Source organism: Variovorax sp. HW608, assembly GCF_900090195.1.
Taxonomy (GTDB): Bacteria; Pseudomonadota; Gammaproteobacteria; order Burkholderiales; family Burkholderiaceae_C; genus Variovorax.
Window position 1 is genome coordinate 2,924,937 of the sequence record NZ_LT607803.1, and the last position, 26,316, is coordinate 2,951,252.

Annotated in this window: 18 protein-coding genes and 1 pseudogene; 8 read left to right on the plus strand and 11 right to left on the minus strand. The window is 64.2% G+C overall.

All coding sequences use genetic code 11. From position 1 onward, the window contains the following. Positions 1-8: 8 nt before the first annotated feature. Positions 9-1,067 carry an NAD(P)H-dependent flavin oxidoreductase gene (locus VAR608DRAFT_RS13685; RefSeq protein ID WP_231973496.1) on the minus strand — a complete coding sequence of 353 codons (1,059 nt, stop codon included), beginning with the start codon at positions 1,065-1,067 and terminating at the stop codon, positions 9-11. A 141-nt stretch (positions 1,068-1,208) separates the two neighbouring features. Here VAR608DRAFT_RS13685 and VAR608DRAFT_RS13690 point away from each other — a divergent pair, with 141 nt between their 5' ends. The 4 genes from VAR608DRAFT_RS13690 to VAR608DRAFT_RS13705 all read left to right on the plus strand — a co-directional run bounded on the left by VAR608DRAFT_RS13690 (position 1,209) and on the right by VAR608DRAFT_RS13705 (position 5,627). Continuing rightward, complete coding sequence (locus VAR608DRAFT_RS13690) at positions 1,209-2,015, plus strand: IclR family transcriptional regulator (protein WP_172843849.1); 807 nt, start codon at positions 1,209-1,211, stop codon at positions 2,013-2,015. A 12-nt stretch (positions 2,016-2,027) separates the two neighbouring features. Further along, entirely contained in the window at positions 2,028-3,563 is a 1,536-nt protein-coding gene (locus tag VAR608DRAFT_RS13695) for a class I adenylate-forming enzyme family protein (RefSeq protein ID WP_088954553.1), read from the plus strand. Between the two features lie 93 nt (positions 3,564-3,656). Then, positions 3,657-4,829 carry an iron-containing alcohol dehydrogenase gene (locus VAR608DRAFT_RS13700; protein WP_088954554.1) on the plus strand — a complete coding sequence of 391 codons (1,173 nt, stop codon included), beginning with the start codon at positions 3,657-3,659 and terminating at the stop codon, positions 4,827-4,829. A 15-nt stretch (positions 4,830-4,844) separates the two neighbouring features. Continuing rightward, positions 4,845-5,627, plus strand: coding sequence for an enoyl-CoA hydratase-related protein (locus VAR608DRAFT_RS13705; protein WP_088954555.1), 783 nt, complete (start codon positions 4,845-4,847; stop codon positions 5,625-5,627). 243 nt (positions 5,628-5,870) lie between these two features. Here VAR608DRAFT_RS13705 and VAR608DRAFT_RS13710 read toward each other — a convergent pair whose 3' ends face one another. The 4 genes from VAR608DRAFT_RS13710 to VAR608DRAFT_RS13725 form a co-directional block, all read right to left on the minus strand. Further along, positions 5,871-6,050 carry a hypothetical protein gene (locus VAR608DRAFT_RS13710; protein ID WP_088954556.1) on the minus strand — a complete coding sequence of 60 codons (180 nt, stop codon included), beginning with the start codon at positions 6,048-6,050 and terminating at the stop codon, positions 5,871-5,873. A 1,728-nt stretch (positions 6,051-7,778) separates the two neighbouring features. Beyond that, positions 7,779-9,281: an amidase gene (locus VAR608DRAFT_RS13715; protein ID WP_088954557.1), complete on the minus strand. Its 1,503-nt coding sequence runs from the start codon at positions 9,279-9,281 to the stop codon at positions 7,779-7,781. 64 nt (positions 9,282-9,345) lie between these two features. Then, positions 9,346-10,017, minus strand: a complete 672-nt coding sequence (locus VAR608DRAFT_RS13720; protein WP_088954558.1) for a response regulator — start codon at positions 10,015-10,017, stop codon at positions 9,346-9,348. 6 nt (positions 10,018-10,023) lie between these two features. Then, the gene (locus VAR608DRAFT_RS13725; RefSeq protein WP_172843850.1) at positions 10,024-11,292 is read right to left on the minus strand and encodes a GAF domain-containing sensor histidine kinase; all 1,269 of its coding nucleotides are present in this window, start codon (positions 11,290-11,292) and stop codon (positions 10,024-10,026) included. A 402-nt stretch (positions 11,293-11,694) separates the two neighbouring features. On the opposite strand from VAR608DRAFT_RS13725, the gene VAR608DRAFT_RS13730 reads away from it, so the two are divergent. Then, positions 11,695-13,452 (plus strand): hypothetical protein, encoded by a 1,758-nt coding sequence (locus tag VAR608DRAFT_RS13730; RefSeq protein ID WP_157730628.1) that lies wholly within the window; start codon positions 11,695-11,697, stop codon positions 13,450-13,452. Between the two features lie 61 nt (positions 13,453-13,513). On the opposite strand, the gene VAR608DRAFT_RS13735 is transcribed toward VAR608DRAFT_RS13730, so the two are convergent. Both VAR608DRAFT_RS13735 and VAR608DRAFT_RS13740 read right to left on the minus strand, forming a co-directional pair. Next, a complete protein-coding gene (locus VAR608DRAFT_RS13735; RefSeq protein WP_231973497.1) occupies positions 13,514-14,980 on the minus strand; it encodes an amidase in 1,467 nt (488 codons plus the stop codon). A gap of 16 nt (positions 14,981-14,996) precedes the next feature. Beyond that, complete coding sequence (locus VAR608DRAFT_RS13740) at positions 14,997-16,382, minus strand: purine-cytosine permease family protein (protein ID WP_088954560.1); 1,386 nt, start codon at positions 16,380-16,382, stop codon at positions 14,997-14,999. 598 nt (positions 16,383-16,980) lie between these two features. Here VAR608DRAFT_RS13740 and VAR608DRAFT_RS13745 point away from each other — a divergent pair. Continuing rightward, positions 16,981-18,216 (plus strand): annotated as a pseudogene (locus VAR608DRAFT_RS13745) (epoxide hydrolase family protein). Between the two features lie 429 nt (positions 18,217-18,645). Here the strand turns inward: VAR608DRAFT_RS13745 and VAR608DRAFT_RS13750 are convergent. Next, positions 18,646-19,434, minus strand: coding sequence for an enoyl-CoA hydratase (locus VAR608DRAFT_RS13750; protein WP_088954561.1), 789 nt, complete (start codon positions 19,432-19,434; stop codon positions 18,646-18,648). 818 nt (positions 19,435-20,252) lie between these two features. Here VAR608DRAFT_RS13750 and VAR608DRAFT_RS13755 point away from each other — a divergent pair. Beyond that, positions 20,253-20,570: a DUF1330 domain-containing protein gene (locus tag VAR608DRAFT_RS13755; protein WP_088954562.1), complete on the plus strand. Its 318-nt coding sequence runs from the start codon at positions 20,253-20,255 to the stop codon at positions 20,568-20,570. 517 nt (positions 20,571-21,087) lie between these two features. Here VAR608DRAFT_RS13755 and VAR608DRAFT_RS13760 read toward each other — a convergent pair. From VAR608DRAFT_RS13760 to VAR608DRAFT_RS13775, 3 genes are all read right to left on the minus strand, one after another. Further along, positions 21,088-21,465, minus strand: a complete 378-nt coding sequence (locus VAR608DRAFT_RS13760; protein WP_088954563.1) for a winged helix-turn-helix transcriptional regulator — start codon at positions 21,463-21,465, stop codon at positions 21,088-21,090. 35 nt (positions 21,466-21,500) lie between these two features. Next, positions 21,501-22,163, minus strand: coding sequence for an NADPH-dependent FMN reductase (locus tag VAR608DRAFT_RS13765; RefSeq protein ID WP_088954564.1), 663 nt, complete (start codon positions 22,161-22,163; stop codon positions 21,501-21,503). A 254-nt stretch (positions 22,164-22,417) separates the two neighbouring features. Continuing rightward, positions 22,418-23,464 carry a hemerythrin domain-containing protein gene (locus VAR608DRAFT_RS13775; RefSeq protein ID WP_088954566.1) on the minus strand — a complete coding sequence of 349 codons (1,047 nt, stop codon included), beginning with the start codon at positions 23,462-23,464 and terminating at the stop codon, positions 22,418-22,420. Positions 23,465-23,718: 254 nt separating this feature from the next. Here VAR608DRAFT_RS13775 and VAR608DRAFT_RS13780 point away from each other — a divergent pair, with 254 nt between their 5' ends. Beyond that, positions 23,719-26,313: a LuxR C-terminal-related transcriptional regulator gene (locus tag VAR608DRAFT_RS13780; RefSeq protein ID WP_231973498.1), complete on the plus strand. Its 2,595-nt coding sequence runs from the start codon at positions 23,719-23,721 to the stop codon at positions 26,311-26,313. Positions 26,314-26,316: the final 3 nt, after the last annotated feature.

The following is a 26,316-nucleotide window of genomic DNA, read 5'->3' on the forward strand; positions in this document are numbered from 1 at the left end:
CAATGGAGTCAGTCATCGAGGGACGGGGAAGAAAGGCCGAAGCGCGAGAGCGACGAGAGCGCCTCGCGCATCTCCTTCTCGATACGCGCGACGATGTCGGCGAGCGGCTCGACGCGATCGGCGAAGGCCACAGCCTGGCCCAGCGACAGCGCGCCGTTCCGGCTATCGCCCGTCTCGTAAACCTTGCGTCCGAGTTGGCCCGAGACATGCGGGCGCAGGACTTCGAAATCGCCGCCGTGCGAGCGCTCCAGTTCGTTCACCAGGTCCGTGGTCTCGTTGCGGAAGGCGCGAACAGTGTTGCGCACGCTCTGCATGATCAACGCGGTGTCGGTCTCGCGCGAACGCACGAGCACTTCCTTGTACTGGCGATGCGCCCAGATTTCCTCGGCGACCAGGAAGCGCGTGCCGATGGTCACACCATCGACACCGAGCGCGAGCGCCGCCATGACCTGCGCACCCGTACCGATGCCGCCACCCAGAAGCACGGGAATGTCGAGCCCCCTGCCGGCGAGTGCGCCCTGCACGATCGAGCCGACGAGATCGACGCCGGGATGACCGCCGCACTCTGCACCCACCACGGAGACGGCATCCACGCCGATCGACTGCGCCTTGAGCGCATGGCGCACCGACGGCGCCTTGTGCAGCACCTTGATGCCGGCCCCGTGCAGCAGCGGAAGATAGGGCTCGGGATTGCGACCGGAGGTCTCGACGAAGCGAACGCCGGCGCGCATGATTTCTTCGAAGGTCTCTTGCACACGCTCGCCCGCCGCGGGCGCAGGAAGCATCGAGACGTTGACGCCGAAAGGCAGGTCGCCCGCCAAGTCCTGGCAGCGCGCGATCTCGTCACGCAATCCCGCCGTCGTCGCATGGCTCGACGCGGTGATGAAACCCATCACGCCCGCCTTGGCGGCCGCAGCAACGTAGTCGGCATTGGCCAGCCATTGAAGCCCCCCGGCCACGATGGGAAGGCGGGTGCCGAACAGGTCGGTGATCGGGGTGCTGAACTGTGATTGCATACAGGGAGCTCCAAAAAATAAAAAGTTCTTCGTTTGGAACTCATGTTCCATTTAAATCATTCTTGAAAAATGCTCTCGCACTGTCAACTCGCAAACGCAGCGACCCTTCTATCGAAGCGACCTTTCTGGTCCCTTGCGTTTTTGGATGATTATCTAAATAATGGATCAACTGTTCCACATCCAAGACCCAATATGAAAGCATCCAGGACTTCACCGCCAGCCCGGCAAGCCGAAGAGATCGACAAGGATCAAGTCTCCGCGCTCGCACGCGGACTCCAGCTGCTCGATGCGTTCCGTTCGTCCGAGCGATTCCTGACGGTGCAGGACCTGGTGGAACGGAGCAGCCTTCCCAAGGCGACGGTGTCACGCCTGGCGCATACGCTGGCGGCCAACGGCTACCTCGAGTATTTGGAGGACCAAGGCCAGTTCTACTTGGGCGCACGCGTGATCTCGCTGGGTTTCTCGGCTCTGGGGGCGCTGCGCGTGCGCCAGGTCGCACGACCCTTCATGCGCGAGCTGGCCGAGAGCTGCTCGGCCTCGGTGGGCATCGGCTCGCGCGATCGCCACACCATGCTCTACATCGAGAACGCGGCCAGCGCGGCCAACCAGAACTTCAGGCTCAACATCGGCTCGCGCGTCCCGCTGGCCACCTCCGCGATGGGGCGCGCCTATTACTGCGGGTTGAACGAACGTGAACGCGAGCAACTGCTGTCCGAGCTGTCGCAACGCGCCGGTGCCGACTTCCGGCAGATCAAGGCCTCTTTGGATGCGGGCCTGAAGAGCTATGCCGCACTCGGCTTCTGCATCTCGGCCGGTGAATGGCAAAGCGACGTCAATGCGGTCGGCGTGCCCTTCCGGCCTGCAGACGGCACGGTCGTCCTTGGCTTCAATTGCTGCGGTCCGGCTTTCCAGCTGCCCGAGCGCGACTTGCGCGAGAAGTGGGGTCCGCGTCTGGTGAACATGGTGCGCAATGTCGAGGCGGCCACTTCATCCCTCTGATCTGAGGCGATCATGACAACCCCTGCATTCCTGCGCCTTCACGACGTGCCTGCGCGGTGGGCCACGCAGACGCCCGACGCCGTCGCGCTGCTGGAGGACCGCCGGACCCTCACCTACGCCCAGCTCCAGCGCGCCATCGACGACGCGAAGGCCGCGCTCACGGGACTCAATGTTGCGCCTTCGCAGCGCGTGCTGCTCGTGGCGGAGAACTGCGTGGCCCTGGTGGCGTTTGCGTTCGCGGCCAGCCGCCTTGGCGCCTCGTTCGTGCTGGTCAACGCGCGACTCTCGGCGCCGGAGATCGACGCTATCGTCGAGCATGCGCAGCCGCAGGCGGAGGTCTACATCGACGCCGGTTTCAAGGAAGGCGTCGCGCATGCGCTGCGGCGTGGCGCAATGCCGCTGGATTGCGGCCGGGCAGGCCCCGTGCGAGCGCTTGCCGCTGCGCGGAGCTTCGAGCCTCAGCCCGACGATGTGGCGGCGCTCATCTACACCTCCGGCTCCACGGGCAAGCCCAAGGGCGTGATGCTGACGCATGCGGGGCTGTTGTTCGTGGCGACCACCCTCGCCAACTTCCGGAAGCTGTCGCCCGAGGACCGCAGCTATGGCGTGCTTCCCATGTCGCACACGATGGGGCTGACGAGCGTCCTGCTCAGCACGCTCGTCGCCGGTGGCTCGGTGCTGTTGAGCCCGCGCTTCGAGGTCGAGGCGCTGCTCGAAGCGATCGAGACGCAGGGGCTCACGCTCTTCCAGGGCGTGCAGGCTATGCACACGGCACTGCTGGCACACCTCCGGCGCCACGGCCGCACCTTGCAACTAGGCCAACTGAGATACGTCTATGCGGGCGGCTCGCCGCTCGACCCCACGCTGAAAGCCGAGGTGGAGGCGCTCTTCGGCCTTCCGATGCACAACGGCTACGGCCTCACCGAGAGTTCGCCGACACTCTGCCATTCGCGCTTCGGCGAGCATCGCGAGGATGCCTCGGTCGGTCCGCCGATCCCGGGCGTCGCCATTCGCATCGTGGATGCCGAAGGCAAGGATGTGGCGCCCGGGGAATCCGGTGAACTCTGGGCGAGCGGCCCCGGCGCCATGCGCGGATACTTCCGCGATCCGGAGGCCACGCGGGCCGCCCTGTGCGGGCCGTGGCTGCGCACCGGGGACATCGCGCGCCAGGATGCGGACGGCAGCGTCTTTCTCGTCGGCCGCATCAAGGACATCATCATCCGCTCGGGCTTCAACGTCTATCCGGCGGAGGTTGAGGCGGCGCTCAACGCGCATCCGGCGGTCGCGCAGTCCGCGGTGGTCGGTCGCGAGGTCGAACGCAACGAAGAGGTGATCGCCTTTGTGCAGCCCCGCCCCGGCCAGCCCCTCGATAGCGCGACATTGCTCGCCTTCCTGAAGGACCGCATCTCGCCCTACAAGCGGCCGTCGCAGATCGTGATTCTCGATGCGCTGCCGACCATGACCAACGGCAAGGTGGAGCGCACCGCCCTCAAGAAGATGGCGAGCGCCCTGCCGCAGCAGCGACCACAGACCGTTCCGTCGACCTAATCCCCCATCTTCGGTCCACCGGCCTGAGATCCATGCGCCTCGCGCACAGCCCGGTGCGATCCGCCTATTCAAAACCCTCAACAGGAGATCCCCATGCGTCAAGGTTCCTTCAGCATTCCCCCGATGGAGCGCGTCTTCTTCGGCCGTCCGTACGTCGAGGTCGTGATGGAAGAGGTTGAGCGTCTCGGCGCGCAGCGCGTCTTCCTTCTGGTAAGCAACACGCTCAACAACAAGACGGGCGAGATCCGCAAGATGCAGGACGCGCTCGGCAGCCGCTTCGCCGCGATCTACGACGACATCCCGGCGCACATTCCGCGCGATGCGGTGCTGCGCGCCGCGGCCATCGCGCGCGCGGCAAAGGCCGACCTGATCGTGACGATCGGCGGCGGCTCGATCACCGATGCGGGGAAGAACGTTCAGCTGTGCCTCGAACACGACATCACCGAACTGGACCAGTTCGAACCCTTCCGGCTCAAGACCGATCCCGTCACGAGCGTCGTCGAGGCGCCGGTGTTCCGCGGCCCGACGGTGCGCCAGATTGCGGTCCCGACAACGCTGTCGGGCGGTGAGTTCCACCAAAGCGGCGGCTCCAACGATCCCGTCAAGAAGCTCAAGCAAAGCATCCGCAATCCGCTGATGATTCCGCGCACCGTGGTCTTCGATCCGGCGCTCACGATGCACACGCCGCTCGGCCTCTGGCTGTCGACTGGCATGCGTGCCGTAGATCATGCGGTGGAGTCGTTCTATTCGCCCTATGGCAGCCCGTTTGTCGACGGCACTTCGCTGCAGGCGCTGCGCGTGCTGCCCGATGCGCTCAAACGCACGAAGCGCGACCCCGACGACCTGGAGGCACGCGCCGACGCGCAGGCCGGCATGTGGCTCTCGCAGATGGGCATGTGGTCGCTGGTGCCGATGGGCGCGAGCCACGGCATCGGCCATGTGCTCGCGGGCACCTTCCATGTGCCGCATGGGCATTGCACCTGCATCACCCTGCCCGCGGTACTGCGCTTCAATAAGCCGGTGACCGAGGCCAAGCAGAAGCTACTGAGCGAGGCACTCGGCGACGCGCGGCGCGAGACGGCCGACCTCGTCGCGGCGTTCATCGACGAACTGGAGATGCCCAACCGGCTGCACAAGGTCGGCGTGCAGCGATCCGACTTCGCGCTCGTCGCGAAAAACGCCCTGCTCGACCGCTGGACCCACAGCAATCCGCGCAAGTTCAGGAGCGAGCAGGAGATCGTCGACCTGCTCGAGACGGTTGCCTGATCGCAGAGGCATGTCATGGCGCACTACGAAACCCTGCGGCTGGAGATCGACGACGGTCTCGCCACGCTGACGCTGGCCCGCCCCGAGACTTTGAATGCCTTGAGCCCGCAGATGCTGGCGGAGCTGCGCACTGCGCTCAAGGCAGTGATTGCATCGCCGGCCCGTTGCCTGGTGCTGACCGGCGAAGGCCGAGCGTTCGGCAGCGGCGCCGATCTTCAGGCGCCACGCGACGGCCTGGAGCCGAACGACCCGGACGAGTTCCTGCGCGACTGGTTCGCACCGCCGTTCCGCCTGTTGGCCGAGCTGGAGATTCCCACGATTGCCGCAGTCAACGGCCCGTGCGCCGGGGCCAGCATGGGCCTCGCGCTCACCTGCGACATCGTGATCGCATCGCAGTCGGCTTACTTCCTGCAGCCCTTCGTCAACATCGGACTGGTTCCGGACCTCGGATCGAGCTGGCTTCTGCCGCAAGCCCTCGGGCGGGCGCGGGCCACCGGTCTGATGATGCTCGGAGAGAGACTGCCTGCGGAAGATGCCGCGGCCTGGGGCCTGATCTGGAAGACCGTGCCCGACAGCCACCTTCGCACCATCGTTCAGGCGACAGCGCGCAAACTCGTCGACGGCCCCAGCCAGAGCCCCGGCATGATCAAGAAGCTGATCGCGCGATCGCTGCGCAATGGCCTCGAGGAGCAGATGCGCGTCGAGATCGAGATGCAACGCGTCGCACTGCGAAGCACCGATCACATCGAGGCGCGCGCGGCATTCAGGGAAAAGCGTCCGCCGCAGTTCATCCGCTGAAAGCGCGTTGTGGTCCACTCTAGACTAAAGTAGCGTTGGAAATCTTGGAAAGGTTCCAACATAGGGTTGGTCTTGCCGAAGGAAGTGTTGCTTCTTCCTGCGCGCGTCATTGATTGACGAGTTCGTTCTTTAGCAGCTTTCTGGCATGCAGCGATCTACCGCGAACAGCTGGTAGGCGCGTCGCTGCACCGTGCGAACCAACCACACGCCGGGTTTTTACGCCTGCCTGCGATGCAGACCTTCTCAGTACCGCACAGCTCCAATTTCGCCAAGGACCGCCCAGTCATCGTCGGTGAGATGGTCGCGGGCCATATCCATCCATCCTGCCAGCTCGGCGATCGCATCGCCCAGGATCTTGCTGCTGCCCTGTAGATCCAGCATGAGGGCAAGCAGTTCGAACAGTTCAACGTTGGGGTGCTCCATCCCTTTGGTTTGCGCCGCCGATTCCGCGCGAGTCGACGTGCTGCCCTTACTCGCCGATCCCGAATCTCTGAAAGAGTGCCGACTTCAGCCGCTTGATCTCCACCATCGCGTCTGACTTCGGTGCCTGCTGCCCCGACAAGACGGCCGCAGCCTCCGCCGCAGCATCCCTTGCAACGCGAGCATTCAGTGAGCATCGAATCAATTCGTACTTTCGATCCGAAGCACAGGGATGAGTGCGCCCGCGATGGGCCAAGTGGCCGAAAGCCACCGAGAAAACGGCTCGGAACAGACCTGGATGGACCTGCCATCGAAGCAAAGCGATCTGCAGCTGGCTGTCAGTCCCTGGGGCCGCTTCGCCGCCGGCGTTTTGAACACCATCCCTAGACGCACCGCAGCAGCAAGACGCCGACGTCCGAACCGAGATCCCCGTCCTCGAAGTTGGCCTGGATGACTCGCCGACCCAGGCGCCCAAGCTCGATCGGTCAGAGTTGCGCTAGAGGACGTGATCTCCGCGCGTGGGCATGGCGTCCGGGCTGTACCGTACTTCGCTCCAACGTTCGCGTTCGCCTGCGACTCGGCAGGCCACGTCAACCTGGATGAACTCTCGGAACGGGGGCGTCGCAACTATCTGTTCGCCAGGGAGATGGTGGGCCGGGAGTTGGCAGTACCCAGCGTGCGCATGGCTTCGCCATCGGGCCTTTCTTGAGTCAACAACGCATCACCAGCATGATGCACCGTTCCGAGTATTCATCGTGGGCCTCCGTCATTGCATGTGAATCACGACGACAGGCGCCGGTGTGGCCGCGACGCTTTGCAGGCAGGCCTGGGCGTCGCCGGCCAACCCATCGGCCTTGTATAGCGCGACCTGGGTCGGCATCTCGCTGCCCATCGGACCCATAGCGACTCACCGCGAGGGCGTCCGCGCTATAGACGCCTGCGGCCACCACCAGTGCATTTGCCACGACAATGGGCCATTCCCGAAGCGTCGCATGGCGCTTTGCGGTCTGTGAACTGGCGCTTTCGACCACCCACTCGCCGACCATCCGGTTACGGCGCTCGCCGTTCCTTTCCCGGTCAATCCGATCTGATCGAACATTGGCACGCTCCCCCCTACGATCAGGAGAAGAAGTTGAATGTGAAGGAGGATCCTCGGCCCGAGTTGACGCGAAATCACGCAGCTGCGCGAGAGCCAGGCGGCGACGGCCGCGGCGGTTCGCCAACTGGAAACCCGACAAAAGACCAACCCCAGTGCGCCGAAAACCCCACGCGCGAAGAAACCTGCCACGTAAGCCGTCAGGGGTCCCTGGGCTCCCAACAATTGCATCGGATCTTCGCTCGATTTCCGCCAGCGCGGCCGTGTCGTTCTGCGTCGAAAGCATGATTGCCCCAACCAATTCTTCCCTGAACTTCCTCATCCCGGAACTGCTTGTTGACGTGTGGGTCGGGTCATGGTGATCATGCTGACCCCGTAGGCCATGACCGATTTGCCAGCAAGAATGTTGGAAGTTCAGGTCAGCTCGCAGAAATGTTGGCGACTTGCGTCACGGTCTCATTGACGAGAATCTCCAACTCTTCGACCTTTTCCGGCTGCTCCCTCGAGGGGACGCCCAGTGCGACAGATGTTGGGTCTTCATGACACCTGGGTGTCGATGCGCTGGTTCGAGATGTCAGGAAAAAATCGCATGAGAAGCGCAGGCGGAAGCGCACTGATTTGTTCAGAAAGTACAGTTACGCAGGAACGGCCATACCCTCCAGCGCCGGCGGGAGCCGCGGACAAATGAGTTGCTCACAAGCGTGGGCGAAGCGCAGCAACGCGGCTTCTGCATAAGGCTTGCCAACCACTTCGACGCCGACCGGAACGCGCCCGCCAGAGAAGCCCGCCGGCATGCTGAGCGCCGGCAGATGCGACTGCGAGGCGATGACAGTGTTGGTCGGGAAGGTCAGGCAGGTCCACTTGTTCGACTCCAACTCGCGGTAGGTCGGAGGCAGGACCTGGACGTCGGGATACATCAGAACGTCCAGGCCGTGCGCGGCGTAAACGTTGAGCAGCAGCCGCTGAAACTCGACCTGTGCCAGTCGCTGCGAGTAGTACGCCGCAAGGTCGGGCTCGGCAGGTCCGGCAGCGAGCGCGTGAAACAGGTCATTCAGCGGATGGAACCAGCCGTTCGCGTAGATCTGATCGAACGTCCGCCGCGGCGCAGCTGCGCAGCCGGCCATGAAGCGGTTCAGGTCGGCCTTGGATTGCAAGGTGTAGAGCGAGGTGCGCAATAGCCAGTCCTCCAGAGAGGGAATCCGCACGTCGACGGTTTGCGCGCCCGCTTCCCGCAACCGCTCCAGCAGACGGTGGACAACCGAATTGACCTCGGGCGACGACGGATCGTCGCCGCCGAAGCCTTCCTGCAATACGCCGATCCGGACGCCGTCAATGCGCGCTCCGTCGAGCAACGCCTCGTAGTGCCCAGCGTCGGCGGCCAGCGAGACAGCGCCGGTGTAGGGGTCGGCCGCATCGTAGCCGACCAGCACGTCGAGCAGCTTGGCGAGGTCGCGCACGCTGCGCGCCATCGGCCCCGGCGTGTCCTGGAAGTGGAGCAGGGGCGCGAACCCGGTACGGCTGATCAACCCCGTCGTGACGCGCAGCCCGAACAGGTTGTTGAACGAGGCCGGAATGCGGATCGAGCCGCCCGTATCCTCGCCGACGCCGACGAGGCCGAAATTCGCGGCCAACCCGGCACCCGTGCCGGCACTGGAGCCGCCGGCGTCGCGCTCGGGTGCGTATGGGTTGCGAGTGCGCTCGGTGACCGAAGAGAACGAGAACCAGCCGGCGGCGAAATCGCACATGCTGGTCTTGGCCAGGATCACCGCTCCGGCCTCGATCAATTTGCAGATGATGAACGCATCGGTGGCAGGCTGGTAGTCGACATAGGCGCGGTTGCCAAAGGTGGTGGGGACGAAGCTGGTCTCGGCCTGGTCCTTCACGAGCACCGGCACGCCGTGAAGCGGCCCTTTCAGTACCCCGGTGCACGCGAGGTGCCGGTCCAATTCGCGAGCACACTCCAGCGCTTGCGGATTCACGTTGACGATCGCATGCAACGCCGGTCCCTGACGGTCGTAGCGGCAAATGCGGTCCAGGTACCCTTGGACGAGCTGGGTGCAGCTGAGCTCCCCCGCTTTCATCCGCGTGTGGACATCCCTGATGGTGGTGTCCAGAAGCGAAAGCGATTCCTCGGTCATGCTGGGCTCCAGACTCCGCCGCCACGTGCTCGCCGTCTGGCTGCCGGCGGCGCAGCAGCAACGGTCAGAACTTGACGAAGCCGCGCTTTGCGGCCAGCGCGAGGGCCTCCGCACGGCTCGTGGCGTCGAGTTTCACGAACAATGTCTTCAGGTGGCTCTTCACCGTACTTTCAGAAATGAACAGGTGCTGGCCGATCGCGCGGTTGCTCTTACCTTCGGCGAGCAAACCGAGGACCTGCACCTCGCGTTCGGTGAGCGGCTCCTCCTGCACGCGCTGGGCCAGCTTGGCCGCCACCTTGGGCTGCAGGTACGCGTCACCGGCGTGCACGGTGCGGATGCAGCGGAACAGCTCTTCAGGTTGCACGTCCTTCAACAGATATGCCTTGGCACCGGCGCGCAGCCCGGCATAGATGTCTTCGTCGTGGTCGAAAGTGGTCAGCACAATGATCGCGGCCGCAGGATCCTCGCCGCGGATGCAACGGATTGCCTGCACGCCCTCCATCACCGGCATGCGTATATCCATCAGCGTGACATCGGGCCGCAGTTCCCGCCACAGTGCAACCGCCTGCTCGCCGTTGGCGGCCTCGCCCACGATCTGGAAGTCGTCTTCCAGGCCGATGACCGCGGCCAAGCCGCGGCGCACGAGTGCGTGGTCTTCGGCGATCAACACACGGATGTGACGCGCGGCCACGCCCTGCACGTCGGCAGCCGGGTTGGAGCGCGCAAAGGCGGGCATATCGGGTCACCCGCCGCGCAGCGGCAATACGGTCTCGATGCGCGAGCCCTCGCCGACGCGGCTCGCCACCACGAGCTGCGCGCCGATGCGCTGCGCGCGCTCGCGCATGCCCTGCAGCCCGAAGCCTTCGTGGCGGGCCGCCGGATCGAAACCCACGCCGTCGTCGGCCACGGACAGACGCAGCTCGCCGGGCGCAAAGCACAGCAACAGCTCGACGCTCCGAGCCCGCGCGTGCCGCAAAACGTTGGTCAGTGATTCCTGTGCGATCCGCACCAGCTCGGCCTGCGTTTCCAGCTTCAGAGGCAGCGCTTCCCCGCGTGTCAACAGCCGCGCGCTGACACCGGCGCCGGAGGCGCGGCCGACTTGCAACTCGAGCTGGTGCATCAGGTCCGACGGCTGCTGCATCGGCGGCCGCAGCGCGCGCACCGAGATCCTCGCCTCATCCAGGCACGACTTGGCCAGCCCGTGAGCGTTTTCCAGATGCTGCAGCGCGACGTCAGTACTCTGCTTGCGCAGGGTCATGCTGGCCGCCTCCAGGTTCAGGATGATGCCGGTAAAGCCCTGCGCCAAGGTGTCGTGGATGTCGCGCGCGATGCGGTTGCGCTCGCCAAGCACAGCGGCTTCGCGTGCCTGCTCGCCCAGCCGGGCCATCTGCACCGCCAACGTCGCTTGATTGGCCAAGGCCTCTGCAAGATGAATCTTCTCTTCCATCTCGGCGGGGTCACGCTTGCGGCTGCGCACGCAAATCCAGCCGACAGGCTCGCGGCCCAGCAGCATCGGCACGGTGAGCAGCGCATGCACCCCGAGCGAGCGAACGTAGGCCTGGTTCTCCTCAGGCATGCCGGCGATCTGATCGGACATCATGTAGGTTTCGGGGCCGTCGGTCGGGAAGGTCGAGATCCCCTTGCCGCCTACAGGCAGCAGGCGCAGCGCCGCCGGATGGCGCGATTCAGATGCTCCAATCACCCGGCCGCCCACGTACTCGAGGTGCAACCGGACGCCGCCACTCGGGGGGGCGGGGAACCAGAGCGTGCCGCCCTCGCAATGGAGTTGCTGCACCGTCACCTTCAGCAGGTGGCCGAGGAAGCGATCCAGGCTGGAGCCGGCGGCCAGGATCCCGAGAGAACGCAGCAGCACACGGGTCTGCGAACGCGCGGCTTCCTCTGCCGTGCGGCGTTGGACGACTTCGCGCTCGAGCGCGCGGTTGGCCTTCTCGACCTCGCTGATGCGTTCATTCAGCGCCTCGACCTGGCGCGCCAAGTCGGCGCCGGACACGATGGAGCCCGGGCCCTTTCGCTCCTTCGCGTTCAACTGCATGCTCGTCTCCCGCCGTCGAGAGGTACCCATCCTAAGGCAATTCGGGCCCACGCAGTGCGGACGGGCAGAGCTCGACATCGAAATGTCTCTAGCCTGGATTTCCACGCACCACTTTTTGGCTAACGCTGCTCGATAGGGCAGACCAGTTCTTGCTCGCGCGCCCGAGTGGCCAGGAGCCCTCCAGCGTTAGCAATTTGTGCGCGCCCACCCATAGGCCAGACGGCCCCCATGCGGGGCCGTCTGCGCTTGTGCATGGCTCGCGCCAGCCACGGGCAGATCACCTGCCCAGCCGCATGCAGCTTGACTTTTTGAGCGATCTTCACTGGTTCGGGGGAGATTCTTGTTGACATGGCTGTATGTATGTACAACAATGCTTTTATGGGTATAGGCGTACCTAAAGACATAACAGATATCCGACGATTCTTCGCCGAGCCCTCCCATCCCCGCCAGCGACAGTACGAAGCCCTTCGCGCCTTCTTCGTCGAAGGTCACCCCTCCCACGAAGTCGCCCGCGCCTTCGGCTACACGCCAGGGTCCTTCCGTGTGCTGTGCCATCAGTTCCGCCGCGATCCCGATCCGCAGTTCTTCGCCTCTCCCAGCCATGGTCCGCGCACCCAGCCGCACAAGTCCAAGGCTCACGACTTGGCGGTCGCCCTGCGCAAGCAGAACCATTCGGTCTACGAGATCAGCCAGGCCCTCAAGGCGCACGGCACGCCCCTGAGTCCCACCGCCGTGCGCGAGGTGCTGCGCGAGGAGGGGTTCGCGCCGCTGCCGCGGCGCGGCGACGACGAGCGACTCGATCGGCTGGGGCCCATCGCCGAAGCCGTGGCCGATGTGCGCGAGTTCGCGCTACGCCCGGGCACGCAGTTCACCACGCGCTGCGGGGGCTTGCTCCTCTTCCTGCCCGATCTGGTGCGCCTGCAGTTCGAGGAGATCGCCGCGCGCGCCAAGCTGCCCGGCTCCAGGATGATCCCCTCGTCTCACGCACTGCGCTGCGCACTCGCGCTCAAGCTGTGGTCGATCGAGCGCAAGAGCCATGTCATGGCCTTCGTCACCGATCCGGGCCTGGCCCTGTTCTGCGGCCTGAACGTCGTGCCCAAGAAGAGCTACTTGTGCGAGTATTCCTCTCGCGTCGAACGTGAGCGCACCGTCTCGCTGCTGGGGGCCTGGCACCGCGCCGTCACCGAGGAGCATCTGTTCGATGCCCGCTCGTTCAACCTCGACTTCCACTCGGTGCCGTACTACGGCGACGATCCCCAGGTCCAGCGCCACTTCGTGTCCGCACGCAGTCGCGCGCAACCCAGCGTGCTGGCCTTCCTCGCGCAGGACGCCAGCGGTCGCGCCTTCTGCTACTCCAATGCCGATCTGCGCAAGGGCGAGGAGGCCGAAGAAATCTTCCGCTTCATCGAGTTCTGGAAGCGTCAGCACGGTGAGCTCCCGCGGCATCTGGTGTTCGATTCGCGCCTGACCACCTACGCCCACCTGGCGCGCCTGGACCAGATGGGCATCACCTTCATGACGCTGCGTCGCCGCTCTGCGGCGCTGCTGCAGGAGGTGGACGATCTTCCCGCCTCGGCCTGGCGCCGGGTCAGTCTCGATGTGCCCGCCCGCAAGTTCAAGAACCCTCGCGTGTTCGAGCAGTCGATCAGCCTGGCCGGCGCCACCTTGCGTCAGCTCTTCGTCGTCGATCTCGGCCACGAACAGCCCACGATCCTCCTGACCAACGACCGTGACACCTCTCACGCCAAGCTGCTCACCCGCTACGCCCAGCGCATGCTCATCGAGAACGCCCTGTCCGACGCCGTTCGCTTCTTTCACATGGATGCGTTGTCCTCGGCAGTCGGAATGAAAGTGGACTTCGACATGACCCTGCTGGTCATCGCCAGTGGCCTGTACCGGCTGCTGGCGCGTCGCATGCGCGGCTACGCCGATGCCCAGGCTCGCCACATCTTCCGTGACCTTATCGACACGCCCGCCGACGTCTCAGTCACCGACTCCGAGGTCCAGGTCCACTTCCACCGCCGCGCCCACTTGCCCATCATCCTCGCTTCCGGATTGCTCAATACTCCGGTTTCCATCCCCTGGTGGAACGGCCATTCCTTGCGCATGTCGGCGTAGCCTTGTGGAGCTCAGCAACAGGCCCCTCTGTTAGCCCAACTACCCCGCGTGGAAATCCAGGCTAGGCGATTCCCATCGCAGCGAGAAGGGGCGGCCATCGATGCTTCCACGGCTGGGCGGCCTCGAAGCAGGCCGAGGCTCTGAGCACCGTCGCGTCGTCCAAGTGTCGGCCGATGATCTGCAAGCCGACCGGCAAACCGTCATCCGTCCATCCGGCCGGAATTGAGGCGGCCGGCTGGCCCGTGAAATTCAGGGGATAGGTAAAGTGCAGCCATTCGAACGGCTCCACGTCGAACCCGTCGATATTCGAGGGTCCCTGAATACCCACTTCGAACGGCGGCACGGCCAGGGTGGGCGTCAGGAACAGGTCGTACTTGCGCATGAACCGCCACATCTTGTTGTTCACGGCCTTGCGCGTCATCACCGCGTCGGTGAGTTGCTCAGCCGTCCACTCGGTCCTGAGAAATTCTCGCAGGTGCGGCGTCATCCTGTCGCCTAGCTTTGCTTCCATCGCTCGCATGCCCTTCAGGTCCGAATCGCCCGCCAGTAGGGCCCAGAAGGCGTCGTACGGATTCTCCCAGCCCGGGTTCGCTTCCTCGACGATGCATCCCAGGTCGCGCTCGAACACCCTGACCGCCCGCGCCACGATGTCGCGTACGCGTGGGTCGACCCGCGCGTAGCCCAGGTCAGGGCTGTAGGCGACGCGAAGTCCCTTGATGTCGCCTCGAAGCGAGGCCATCCAGTCGAAGCCTCGCTCGTGCGGAATCGATCGGTTGTCGCGGCTGTCGGGGCCCGCGATGACCGAGAGCATCAGCGCGCTGTCCGCTACCGTGCGGCTCATGGGGCCGATGTGTTCCAGAGCCTCCCAGCTCGACACCCCCGGCAGTCGCTCGTCCTTGACGCCGGGGTACAAGGGCACGCGTCCCATCGATGCCTTCATGCCGTAGAGACCGCAAATGCTGCTCGGGATTCGGACCGATCCGCCACCGTCGCTGCCGATCGCGAACGGTCCCATCCCGCTCGCGACGGCCGCTCCCGACCCCGCGCTGGATCCGCCTGACGTCAGATTGGTGTTCCATGGATTGCGCGTCGTCTCGAACACGTTGTTGTGGCCCACCCCGCTGTAGCCGAACTCGGGCACGTTCGTCTTGCCGAGCAAGATGGCGCCGGCGTCGCGCATCCGCTCGACCACGACGTCGTCTTCATCCGGCACGAAGTCGGCGTAGGCTACCGACCCCGACGCGGTCTTGACCCCCGCAGTACAAATTAGGTCCTTGCAACCCCATGGGACGCCCGCGAGGGGGCCGACTACCTCGCCGGACCCGAGGTGCTTGTCGACCTGCTTGGCGGCTGCGCGTGCCAGGTCCGGCGTTGGCGTGCAGAAAGCGTGCAACTCGGGCTCCAGCATCTGCATGCGTGACAGGACCGCATCGGTGACTTCCAGCGCCGACACCTCCCTGGAACGAATGAGCGCGGCAAGCGCTACGGCGTCCATCGAGCAAAGCTCGTTCGAGAATTCGTTTGTCATGGCCATCCCCTTGTCCCTACCGCTCCACTGCCATCGAATCGACCTGCGGCGCGAAGCCCGCGCTCAGGGACCAGTAACCGACACCACCCGCGATGAACGCGCTCAGAGCAGTCGAGAGCTGCGGCGCGAAGGTCTCGACCAGGTAGGCCACCGCCGAGCCGACGGCCCACGCAACGAAGGCCCGCGGACGCCAGTCGGAATCGATCGTTGCGCCAGGCCGAACGACATACAGGTCGACGAGCACGATGGCGCCGATGGGCGGCACCACGATGCCCAACACTGACAGCCAAGGAATGAACAGGGCCCAGACGTTGGCTGCCGCGACCACGATGCCAATCAATGCCAGCCCAACAGCAAAAAGGCGCATGCGGCCACCGCCGATGCGCGACCATCCGACCGCCGAGTTGTAGAGGCAATGCGCGCAGACCGAACCGAGATTGCAGACCAGGAAGACGAATGCGAGGGCCGACAGCCACGGCTTGTGCTGCGCCAGCATGTATCCGAACATGTTGTCCAGGCCGAAGGCCTGAGGCTCGGGTACGGCGAGCGCCGCGGTCATCACGCCGCCCACCAGCATCGCCAGCAGGTTGGCGAAGGGGAATGCGCAGAACGTAGCAATCAATGACTGACGAGAGTCCTTCGCCCAGCGATTGAAGTCGGCAGTGACGGTTCCGGCGTCGACGAACAATGAGAGAACGATCGTCAAGCCGACGCCGAAGGGCATCGACAACTCCGGCTTTGTGCCCGCGTACGCGAGCACGTTGCTCCAGCCCGCACCGGCGGCAGAATCGATCGCAACCCAGCCCCCAAGCAAGACGAACAACGGCACCGACACCAGGCCGATCCAGTGCAATCCCTTGATGCCGACAAATGCGATCGCCAAGTACAACGCACCCGCCAGGATGGTCATCGTCAGGTAGTCGAGATGAAATGCGGCGTGGATCAGGTTTCCTGTGATGCCGGTTTGTACGGCATACCAGCCAAGAAGCAAGGTGGACAGCAGGCCGGACGCCAGCACATAGCCCCTCTTGCCGAAAACTGCGCTGGCGATCAGTGCAAAGGTATGCCCGCGCTTGGTACCCAGTACGCCATTTGCGCCTATGTATGCGAACAGCAGGACGTTGCCAATGATCATTGCCCACAGCGCCGACATGAAACCCATGCCTGCCACAAGTATTGACCCTGTCATGGCTCCGGTAATGATCATCGGAAAGCCGATCCAGACCATCGAAATGGAGAAGAGGCTTCGTCGTGCAGACTGAGGGACGGCCGTGTGTTCGTACTCGTCGCCCAGAACTTCATTTTCCGGATCTCGGATGGCGTCATCTTCGATGCGTGACCTGCCGTTGCCACCGCCCGCCGTGCGATATTTGGCGGGGTACTTCGTTGATTCAATGCTCATGGGGGCTCCTCAAGGTAAGAACTGTCAAGGGCGCATGCGGACGTGACCAAACTACAAACGGGGAACTCGCCGGTGAACGCGCGGACAGGTTTGTTGCACAGTCGATTGCAGTGCCGGAGCCGGCGCGGTCCCGACGGGGCCATTGTGGAAGTTGGCTGCCTGCACAACAACGCGCGCCAGGGTGATTTGTGGGTGTGCGTTCGGGCTCGGCCCAATCACCCTTTCGGGTGAGTCAAAACCTGAAGACGTACTTTGTGGGAGGCGCGATGGCTCCTGAATCTCGCCGCAGGCCCAATTGCCGAGCATCCGGTCGGTCACATCGACGAATTGCTTCTGAGAACTCGGCGCGAACCACGTTGAGCAACGAGAGGTGGCGTGAACTGACGGGAGGCGCGAGCGCTGGCGCCGTCCTGCTGAACGTTCCCGCCGGCAGCGCTTGTTAGGAGCTGGCAACAGGATCGTTCTCATCGAGCATCCTGCTTGGGTCCCGGTTCAGCGGATCCTCGTTCGCGCACGGTTTGCATGCACCGCACCAATCACTGACACATCGTGATGTGATCCCTTCCAGCCATCTCATCTTGTCACTGAAAGAGCCGAAATGAAGTACCCCAAGCCAGGATTCCTGACCATTGCAGTCGCCGTGAGTGCCATGGGCCTCGCCCAGTTGTCCCTCACAAGCTATGCGCAGACGACGGCCAACTCCGATGCCAATGCAACGACGCGCGTCGTGGCCGCGGACGAGTCCATCCGTCCCTTCCGCGCCAGCTTCCCGGACTCGGCCATCACAGAACTGCGTCAACGAATCGCGGCGACACGCTGGCCCGACCGAGAGACAGTGAGCGACCGATCCCAGGGCGCGCAGCTGGCCAAGATCCAGGAGCTCGTGCACTACTGGGGCGCGGACTACGACTGGCGCAAGACGGAAGCCAAGCTCAATGCCCATCCGCAGTTCGTGACCCGGATCGACGGACTCGACATCCACTTCATTCACGTCAAGTCCCGTCATCCGAACGCGATGCCGCTGATCGTCACGCACGGCTGGCCTGGCTCGGTGTTCGAGTTGCTGAAGACGATCGGGCCGCTCACGGATCCCGCCGTCTACGGCGGTCGTGCCGAGGACGCCTTCGACGTCGTGATGCCTTCGATGCCCGGCTACGGCTTGTCCGGCACGCCCACGGCCGCCGGCTGGGGCGCGGTTGTGGCGCAGGCGCAGGGCCGCCAGGCGCCGCAAGGGTTGCTCGGCATCCACGTCAACATGCCCGCCACCGTGCCGGCAAACATCGCCAAGGCGCTCAAGAGCGGTGCGCCCGCGCCGGCCAGCCTGACCGGCGACGTGAAGACGGCCTACAACTCGATGAACAAGCTCTACACCCAGGGCGGCGGCAACGCAGGGGTGATGGTGACGCGCCCGCAGACGCTGGGCTACAGCCTGTCCGACTCGCCTGTCGGGCAGGCGGCGTGGTTCTACGACAAGTTCGCAGACTGAACCTTCAGCGACGGTGACCCTGAGCGTGCGCTGACCAAGGACGAGATGCTCGACGACATCACGCTCTACTGGCTGACCAACAGCGCCACTTCGGCATCGCAGCTTTACTGGGAGAACAACAACAATAACTTCAATGTCGTCGAGCAACGGACGCGGGAGATCAAGGTGCCCGTCGGGGTGACGGTGTTCCCCGGCGAGATCTATCAGGCGCCACAGAGCTGGGCCAGGAAGGCCTATCCGAAGCTGGCCTACTTCACCAGGGTCGGCAAGGGCGGCCACTTCGCCGCCTGGGAAGAGCCCCAGCTCTTCGCCGAGGAAGTGCGCGCCGCGTTCAAGTCCCTGCGCTGAGAGGCGATCGACCAGAACGGGCGCATCGAGCAATCAAACTTCCACGACTACCGGGTGCTGCGCATCAACGAGGCGCCGGTGATCGAGACTCGCTTCGTCAAGAGCACGGCGGCGCCGGGTGGCATCGGAGAGGACGGCACGGCCGCGATCTTCCCTGCGGTCACCAATTCCATCTTCGCGGCGGCGACAAGAGCTCGAACGGTTCCGCCCCGCGCCCGAGACTCTCTTCTCGCACTTCATTCTGTCTCCCTGACGTCGGTCGTTTCGCCTGTGAAGGCAATGTGTCGCTGGCATCCGATGGACTTTCCTATCCCTTCCCTACTCCAGTGCCGCACGTGGCACGACAATGCATCGCCCGCGAGTCAAAGGCACGCGCGGCGGGGGTGAGCCCATGAACCATAGTGCCGCCTGCAATGCGGGTCCAGCATCTCATTCTGAAGCTCTGGTTCGGAGCGCGTTGTCGAGTCCGGCCTTCTTGACCTCGGCGAACTCGCCCGTGGCGTGAGTAAGCTGGTGAGTATCGAAGTGCGCGCTGAGCGCGTTACGAAGGCCCTGCATATCCACTGATCGATTGAGCGAGCGCTTGACCAGTCGTAGTGCGAAGGGCGGTGCCTGCCCGATCTTCTGGGCAAACGCCAGGGTCTTCGCCTCCAGTTGGTCGTCCGGCACAACCTGGTTGACCATGCCGGCCTGCAGCGCCTCTGCCGCGGAAACTGGAAGCCCGGTGAAGAGCATCTCCTTGGCCTTGCGCAGGCCGAGTACCCACGGATGGATCAGTACTTCGACCGAGGCCGCTGCCAGAGTGTGGACAACCGGGTCTTGGAAGTATGCCGATTCCGAGGCGATGATCAGATCGCACATGTTGGCCACCATGAAGCCTGCCGAGATGCAGGCGCCCTGAACCTGCGCGATCACCGGCTTGGGAAAGTCATAGATCTCCAGGCAGTAGTCGAAGAAGCGTTTTTCCTCGTGCATCCAGCGCTGCTCCACACCGTAGTGGGCGCGCTCGGCCTGGCCTTCCCGCAGATCGTGGCCCGCTGAGAAATGCGGCCCGTTCGCTGCCAGGACCACGACGCGCACACCCTCGTCCTCGCGCAGCGCGGCGAAAACCTCATGGAGTTCGTCCAGCAATTGGGTGTTCTGCGCATTTCGCGCCTGCGGCCGGTTCAGCGACACACGTGCGACCTTGTTCAGGTGTTCGATCGCGATAAGTTCCATTGACGTTCTCCTTCAGGATCAATCCAGTTCCAGTTGGCGATTCAGGGCTATCGCGGGGCCCGTGCGAAGACCTCACCGATAGAAACGGCACGAAACGGTGTCGGCGAGTCTGCGTACGGCGCGTCTGGTCCCACCTTCTCGGTAGCGGAAACGTCTGGAGACTGCTGCGCGTCCTTCAGCCCCTTCCGATCGCCCGTCTCGATAGGCGGCAAGGACGAAGGTCGAGGGTTGGTCCAAGCAGTGAAAACGCCCACAACCACCGATGCTCCCAAGCACGCCGCGATGGTGACTACCACCGTGATGCTTCGTCGAAGCGCCTTAACGGAAAGCGCACGTGGTGCCCGCACTGAACTCGAATTGCTATCCATCAGAACACTCTTCGTTGAGAAGACACCTCCACCTAGGCCTGCGCGTACGCATCAGAGACGTAGTCGGTCAACGTTGCCATTGCGAGGTGCCTTGCATCTCAGCAGTCGAACCACCGGATCGAATGCTTGTTACGCGACAGGTTAGAGGGGTGACAGGCCCCCCACAAGTACGCACCTGAAGGTGAGCTATCGACCCGCTGGTCAGTCGGCAAACGACGATTCAGCAGCGCGCATGCGATGGCATCTCCACGCCTTCCTCCGAGACGTGGCCGTGGGTGAACGCAAGACTCGAGGTCGTGCGCACGACGTGGCCTCGTACCCCGACGAACGCAGCCCCCAGCACCTCACCAGCAGGTGCGCATCCCACTTCCTCGTGCGTACTTGTGGGGGGCCTGTCACCCCTCTAACCTGCATCGCGACAGGCAATCGACTCATGTGATGGAGGTGGCAATGGCCGCGTATGTTGTAGTTGTCCGGGAGAAGACTCGCGATGCCGCCGAACTTGCGGCGTACTCCCCCAAGGCGAAAGCCGCCTCCGCGGGGCATCCGTTGATCGTTCGCGCGTTTCATGGACGCTACCGGATCCTGGAGGGGCCAGACATCGAAGCTGTTTCGATCCTGGAATTCCCCACCTTCGAGGACGCCGAACGCTGGTACGACACGCCGGCCTACCGCGAGGCGCTTGCGCACCGCCTACGCGGTGCGGACTACCGCGCTGTCATTGTGGAGGGCCATGCTGTCGAAAGCGGGACATCTGTCATCACATAGGGAAACGCCGCTCGATGAGTAAGCAGAAGCGTTGCTCGCGTGGCCTCGCGCCACACACCCTTTGCGACGATCCTCGCTTTCGGCTGGCCGCCGAGACGACAGTGCGCCAGACCAATGCCGGCGATCCGAATCTCCAGCTCCAGTTCGACACGACAGTCCGCTACAACCTGAGACTACGCACACAAGACCTCGACCAAAATTTCAGTGGTAACGCCGCGGGGTTGGGCGACGTTACGGCGTTTCAGTCGGATCCCTCCCACTGGCGTCGCCAGCTCGACCGTGGTAAGCCACTATTTACCTCTATTGCGCGAACGAGGACTTCGACCCGTTCCTCCTGAGATTCTCCTCGTTGCGTCCCCTACAACGGCCCAAGCTGTACATCATCGGCAACGAGTGCGCCAAGTGCCCAGTTGCTCAAGCGCGGCATCGCCTTCGGGCGCTGGATAACGGCGTCATGTCGTGCGTCGACCCGAAGGCGCTGCTGCGCATCTGCGACGCCCCACCCATGACTCGTGTATCAGGCACTGGCGACCTCGAGATGCGGGCTGGCGAGCCTTGAGACGGAGGCGTCACGACAGTCGGCCCACTGCAGCAGCCCATCGAGCGCCGGGCCAAGCAACTGGCCCCATTCCGTGAGCTGGTACTCCACCTTGGGCGGAATCTGCTGATAGACCGTGCGCGTCACAACGCCGTCCTCTTCTAGCTGGCGTAGTTGCTGAGCCAGCATCTTCTGGGAAATGCCGGGGGTCAAGCGCTCGAGGTCCGAGAAGCGTCGCACCTTGCCGTCGAAGAGGTGGAACACAATCAGCAGCTTCCAACGGCCAGACAGACATCGGAAGACCGCCTCTGCGCTGAAGGCGGCCGCATTCGGTCTGTAGCACGTGCTTTCTCTCATGTTATTTTCCACTCACAGGTTTAGTCTCATATGTCCTAGACAATGGGAGCGCCAACATCACGCGACCGTGTTGGAAGCGCCGTGCGTGCTGCACTTTTGACGTCTGCCGCTGTACGCATCCCCGCGCCTGCCCCATCGCGCATGCGTGCGAACTCGACGACCTGTCTGGCCATCAGCTGCAGTTGCTTGCTGATCGCGCTGTCCAGGCAGTTGCCCTCGGTGTCGAAGATCTGCGAACTGCTGTTGACTGCCACGCCAACGGGCGTCGGCCAGCCGCGAAGCGCATGCACGATCGATCGCAACGCGGCCAGCGTGCTGCCGGTGGCCTGCCATCCGAAAGCGCAGGCTACGCAGCCCACCGCACGACCGTCCAGGTACGCCGCTTCGTCCTCGCGCATGTCTTCAACGTAGTCCAGCGCATTCTTGATGAGGCCCGATACCGAGCCGTGATAGCCAGGCGACGCGACGATGACCCCGTGACATCGGCGCAGCAGAGAGATCATTTCGCTCGCGCTGGAGCAACGCTCCGTCCTGTCCTGCGAGTACATCGGGAACTCCAGCAGGGGCCCGGCCACGATCGCGGTCTGGGCGCCCGCGCGCTGCGCCGCATCCAGCGCAAAGCGCAGGGCCACCTCCGTTGTTGAGCCGGCCCTCGCCGTGCCCCCTATCCCGACAATCAAGGGAACAAACGTGTTCATCTGCGATCTCCTGAGCAGATCGTGGAAGCGTCTCTCTGCACGACGGTCGGTCGTGCAAATTCGAAGTCGACGACGGCTCGCGCATACAGGTAGTCGTTGCGTGCCAAATCGCTCAGACTGTTCATCTCGACACGCCCCTGGGCATCGCATGGAAATGCAAGCACCTTTTCCTGCCGCTTCAGCGACTGGTATCGAAGCTGATAGTGGGCAGTGCGAGAGGATTGGTTCGATTGCATGGCGTAGTTGATGGAACGTCAGGAAGAAGACATCGGTTCGTCCAGAGACCGAGTGAGATCGAAGACGTGAGAAGGGGGGTGCCCGGAATGCATCTCCACGCAGCCGCCGATTCGCAGGCTCGCATCGCTCGCGAACGCAGCGTCGATGTCCGCCCAGTCCGCGACAGTCAGATAACGCCGAGCGGCCGGCAGGATCACTCCCTCTTCGCGTCCCAGATGCTCCCAGATGAAGGCGGCGTAGTGGGATACGGCGTTTTCGAGCGCACGAATGGCAGAAGCGCGTGCCTCATCGCCAATGGCCGCCGAGACAGCTCTGACACGCCGGGCCACGACGGCGACAAGGTGACGATCCTTGTCATGTTGGCGCTCGAGTTCATCGATCTCCGCATCGAAGGCAGACGTGCGGGCTTTCAGCCGCCGAAAGAGATGGTCCTCCTCCCTCGGATGGTGCTGCGCGACGCGCATGCGCTCGAGGTAGTAGACGACGGCATCCATCAGGGCCGGATCGGGCACATCGCCGCGGGCGCGGGCCACCGCCAACGCATTCATCCCTGCATGCAGTACTGCCGACAGCGATCGATGCTCGTCGCGGATAGTCGCGATGGCGCGCGTTGGCGGCTGCACCGCGCCCCGCGCGAACAAGAGAACGGGAAGGCCCGCATGCGCCGCCGCGTCGATGGTCTCGGAGAAGAACGCCATCGCGGTCCGGATGCCATCAATGTGCGACGCCATGAAGATGAGGTCACAGCCCCGGCCCTGTGCGGCTGCCACAATCGCGCCCTGCCGGCCTTCGTTGCATCCCTGCATCGAGTCGCAAGGGACGCCGTTCGCATGAGCTGCGCCTTCTGCCTTGGCCAGCAACTCCCGCACCTGTCCGGCGTGGACACCGGTTGCTGCACCCGCCGTCCGCGCCTCGGTATCGCCGCACGGCATACCGGCATAATCCGGAGCGGTGTAAAAGAACGTGATCCGCGCGCTTACTGAGCCCGCAAAGTCGACGGCATTCGCCACCAATTCGGCAGACAGATCCGTCGCGTCGATGGGAACCAGGAGATGTCGGTACATTGCTTCACACGCATGGGAGTGGGCTGATGGAACTCATAGTAGGCAGGCGCCTCGCGCCCACCCTCCACTCAATGGGTAGGCTAGGGTCGCCCCCTATGCGAGCCGTAGACTGCTGCCGTTGCAATCTGTACCCATTCGGGCATGCCGTCAGGCATCGCCTAGTCCTCTGAGAGCCCGTGGCTACCCTTGTGCCCCCCCTCCGTCCAGATGACCTTCTCCTGAAGGTCACCCCTCCGCGTGTCCCACCGCACCTCGTGACCCGCGAGCGGCTGCTGTCCAGCGACGTGAAGTTGCGCAGCCATCCATTTCTGCTGGTGCAGGCGCCGGCCGGTTTCGGCAAGACATCGCTGCTCGCCCAATGGCGACGCGAGCACCTGGGCCGGGGCGCCGTTGTGGCGTGGCTGTCCGCCCAGGCGCACGACGACCCCTTGCGCCTGGTTCAGGCCCTCGTTCTCGCGGTCCGCGTCGGTGCCGGCAGGCCAGCCTTCGGTAGTGCGTTGCTGGATGGGCCTGTCGATAGCGCCCTCGAAGGCACCACGACATGGCTTGCCGAATTGGCCCAACTGGCGTTCGAGACGGTGCTTATCGTCGACGAGGCCGAACGCCTGCCTGGCGAATCGGTCGAGGTGCTCGCCTACCTGATGCGCAACGCGCCGCCCAATCTGAGGGTCGTGGTCGCAGCGCGCGCAGCCCTCGAGCTGGGGGTCGATGACCTCATGGACTACGGGCAGTGCCTCGTGATCGGCGCTTCAACACTTCGATTCGAACTCAACGAAACACTGGCTCTCGTGAGCGGCCGCTTCGGTTCGCGCGTCGATCAGGACGTGGCTGCGCGCATGCACGAGCTGGTCGAAGGCTGGCCCCTCGGCCTGCAACTTGCACTAGCGGTGATCTCCTCCGGCAACGATCCCCGCACCGCTCTCGCCGCCTTGGCGGCGGGCGGCGGTGCGCTGCGCGAGCAACTCGTCGGCCTGCTGCTTGCCAACCTGAACCCCGCGGACGTCAACTTCCTGGCAAAGATCGCGATCGCGGACCACCTGCAACCGGAGCTCTGTCGAGCAATTTCCGAGTCAGACGACGCGGCCGAGCGCCTCGCGCGCCTGAGCCGGGACACTCCCCTGCTTGCCAGACACGAGCACGGCCACTGGTCACACATGCACTCACTCGCGCGCGAGGCGCTGCGCCAGCGTGTCGCTTTGCTGCCTGGCGAGCAACAAGCCGGGTTGCATGCCCGGGCCGCGGCCTGGCTTGCCGATCATGGGTTCCTCGAGGAGGCCGCCCGCCACGCGCTGTCCTCCGGGCAAAAGGAGATGGCCTACGCTCTGGCCGAGCGAGGCTTGTACGAGGCGGTGATGGCCCGCGGACGGTATGGTGCCGTGTTCGACTGGCTGGGCATGCTGCCAGACGAAGAGCTTGATCGGCGGCCGCGCTTACTGCTGGCGACCGCTTGGAGCCTGGCGCCCAGCGACCGGCGTGAACAGGCAGGCCGACTGGTCGCACGCATTCTGGCGCGGCCCGATGTCAGCGACGCACTGCGCTGCGAATGCGGGATCATTCTGAGCGGTGTCGCCGTCTTCACGGACGATCCGGATCGCCTCGCCGCCCTGCACGCCCCCTGGTCAGAGGGAGCGCCACTGCGCGACCAGACGCTGCAGCAGATGCACGTCAATCGAAGCACCTTGCTCGCCCTACAGCAAGGCAAGCCAGCACTCGCCCGCTTGCGGCAGCAGCAAGGCCCACTCAGCGACTCGGGACTGCCGTACGACTACCATCGAAGCTGGCGGGAACTGCTGGTCGGCCTCAGCTATCTGTGGGAGGGGCAGGTGCTATTGGCCGAGGCCCAACTGCGTCCCGCACTGACCGGCGCAGAAGCCGACCTCGGACGGCGCGCCCCCATGACATGCATGGTGGCCTCGCTGCTGGCCACCGCGCTCTTGGAGCGCGACAATGCGACGGAAGCAGCTGCGTTGCTCGCAAACCGGCTCGACGTGCTGGAACACAGCGGAATGCCGGAGGCCTTGTTGCTGGGGTATCGCACCATGGCACGCATAGCGTTGGCCAGTGGGGCCGAGCATCGCAGCTTGGAACTGCTGGGCGCATTGCATGCCGTCGGAGTTAGCCGAAGCCTGCCTCGCCTTTGCATCGCAAGCCTGGCCGAGCAGGTCCGCATTCACGCACGTCGGTACCGAGCGGAAACCTGTCGCGACCTGGTCAATCGAATCGACGAACTGACCGCCGATCCCACGAGAATGCAAGCAATGTGGCGACGCAGCGTTGAATTGCTCAGCGGCCCCGCCCATGTCTACGAGGCGATAGCGGCACAGGACTGGCGCCGCGCGCTCGATCTGTTGGAGCCAGCGGACGCCCTCGCGCAGCAGATGGAGCAGCACCACTCACACATTGAGCTCCTCGGCTTGCGCGCGCTTGCACTCGACCGTTGTGGCGAGAGGTCGCAATCTCTCCTGCGCGAGGCTGCCGACCTCGCGCAGACCTACGGCTTGCTGCGGGTGTTCCGCGACGTCCATCCAGCGTTGGAGGACCTGGTGTTGCAACTCGCGCCGGACGGACCGGACGCTTCCAGCGCGCGAGCCGCGCCGATGCGAGCATCGGCGCAACGCCCGAACCCGGTACGCACGACGCCGAGCATGGCACTGACCCCAAAGGAACGCGAAGTCCTGGCACTGCTCGCACGGGCCCTCACGAACAAGGAGATGGCACTGGCGATGCAGGTCAGCGAAGAGGCCATCAAATGGCACATGAAAAACCTGTTCGCCAAGCTCGATGCCGGAACGCGCAAGCAGGTCGTCCAGCGCGCGCGAATCCTGGGCCTGTTGGAAGGGACTGACTGAAAC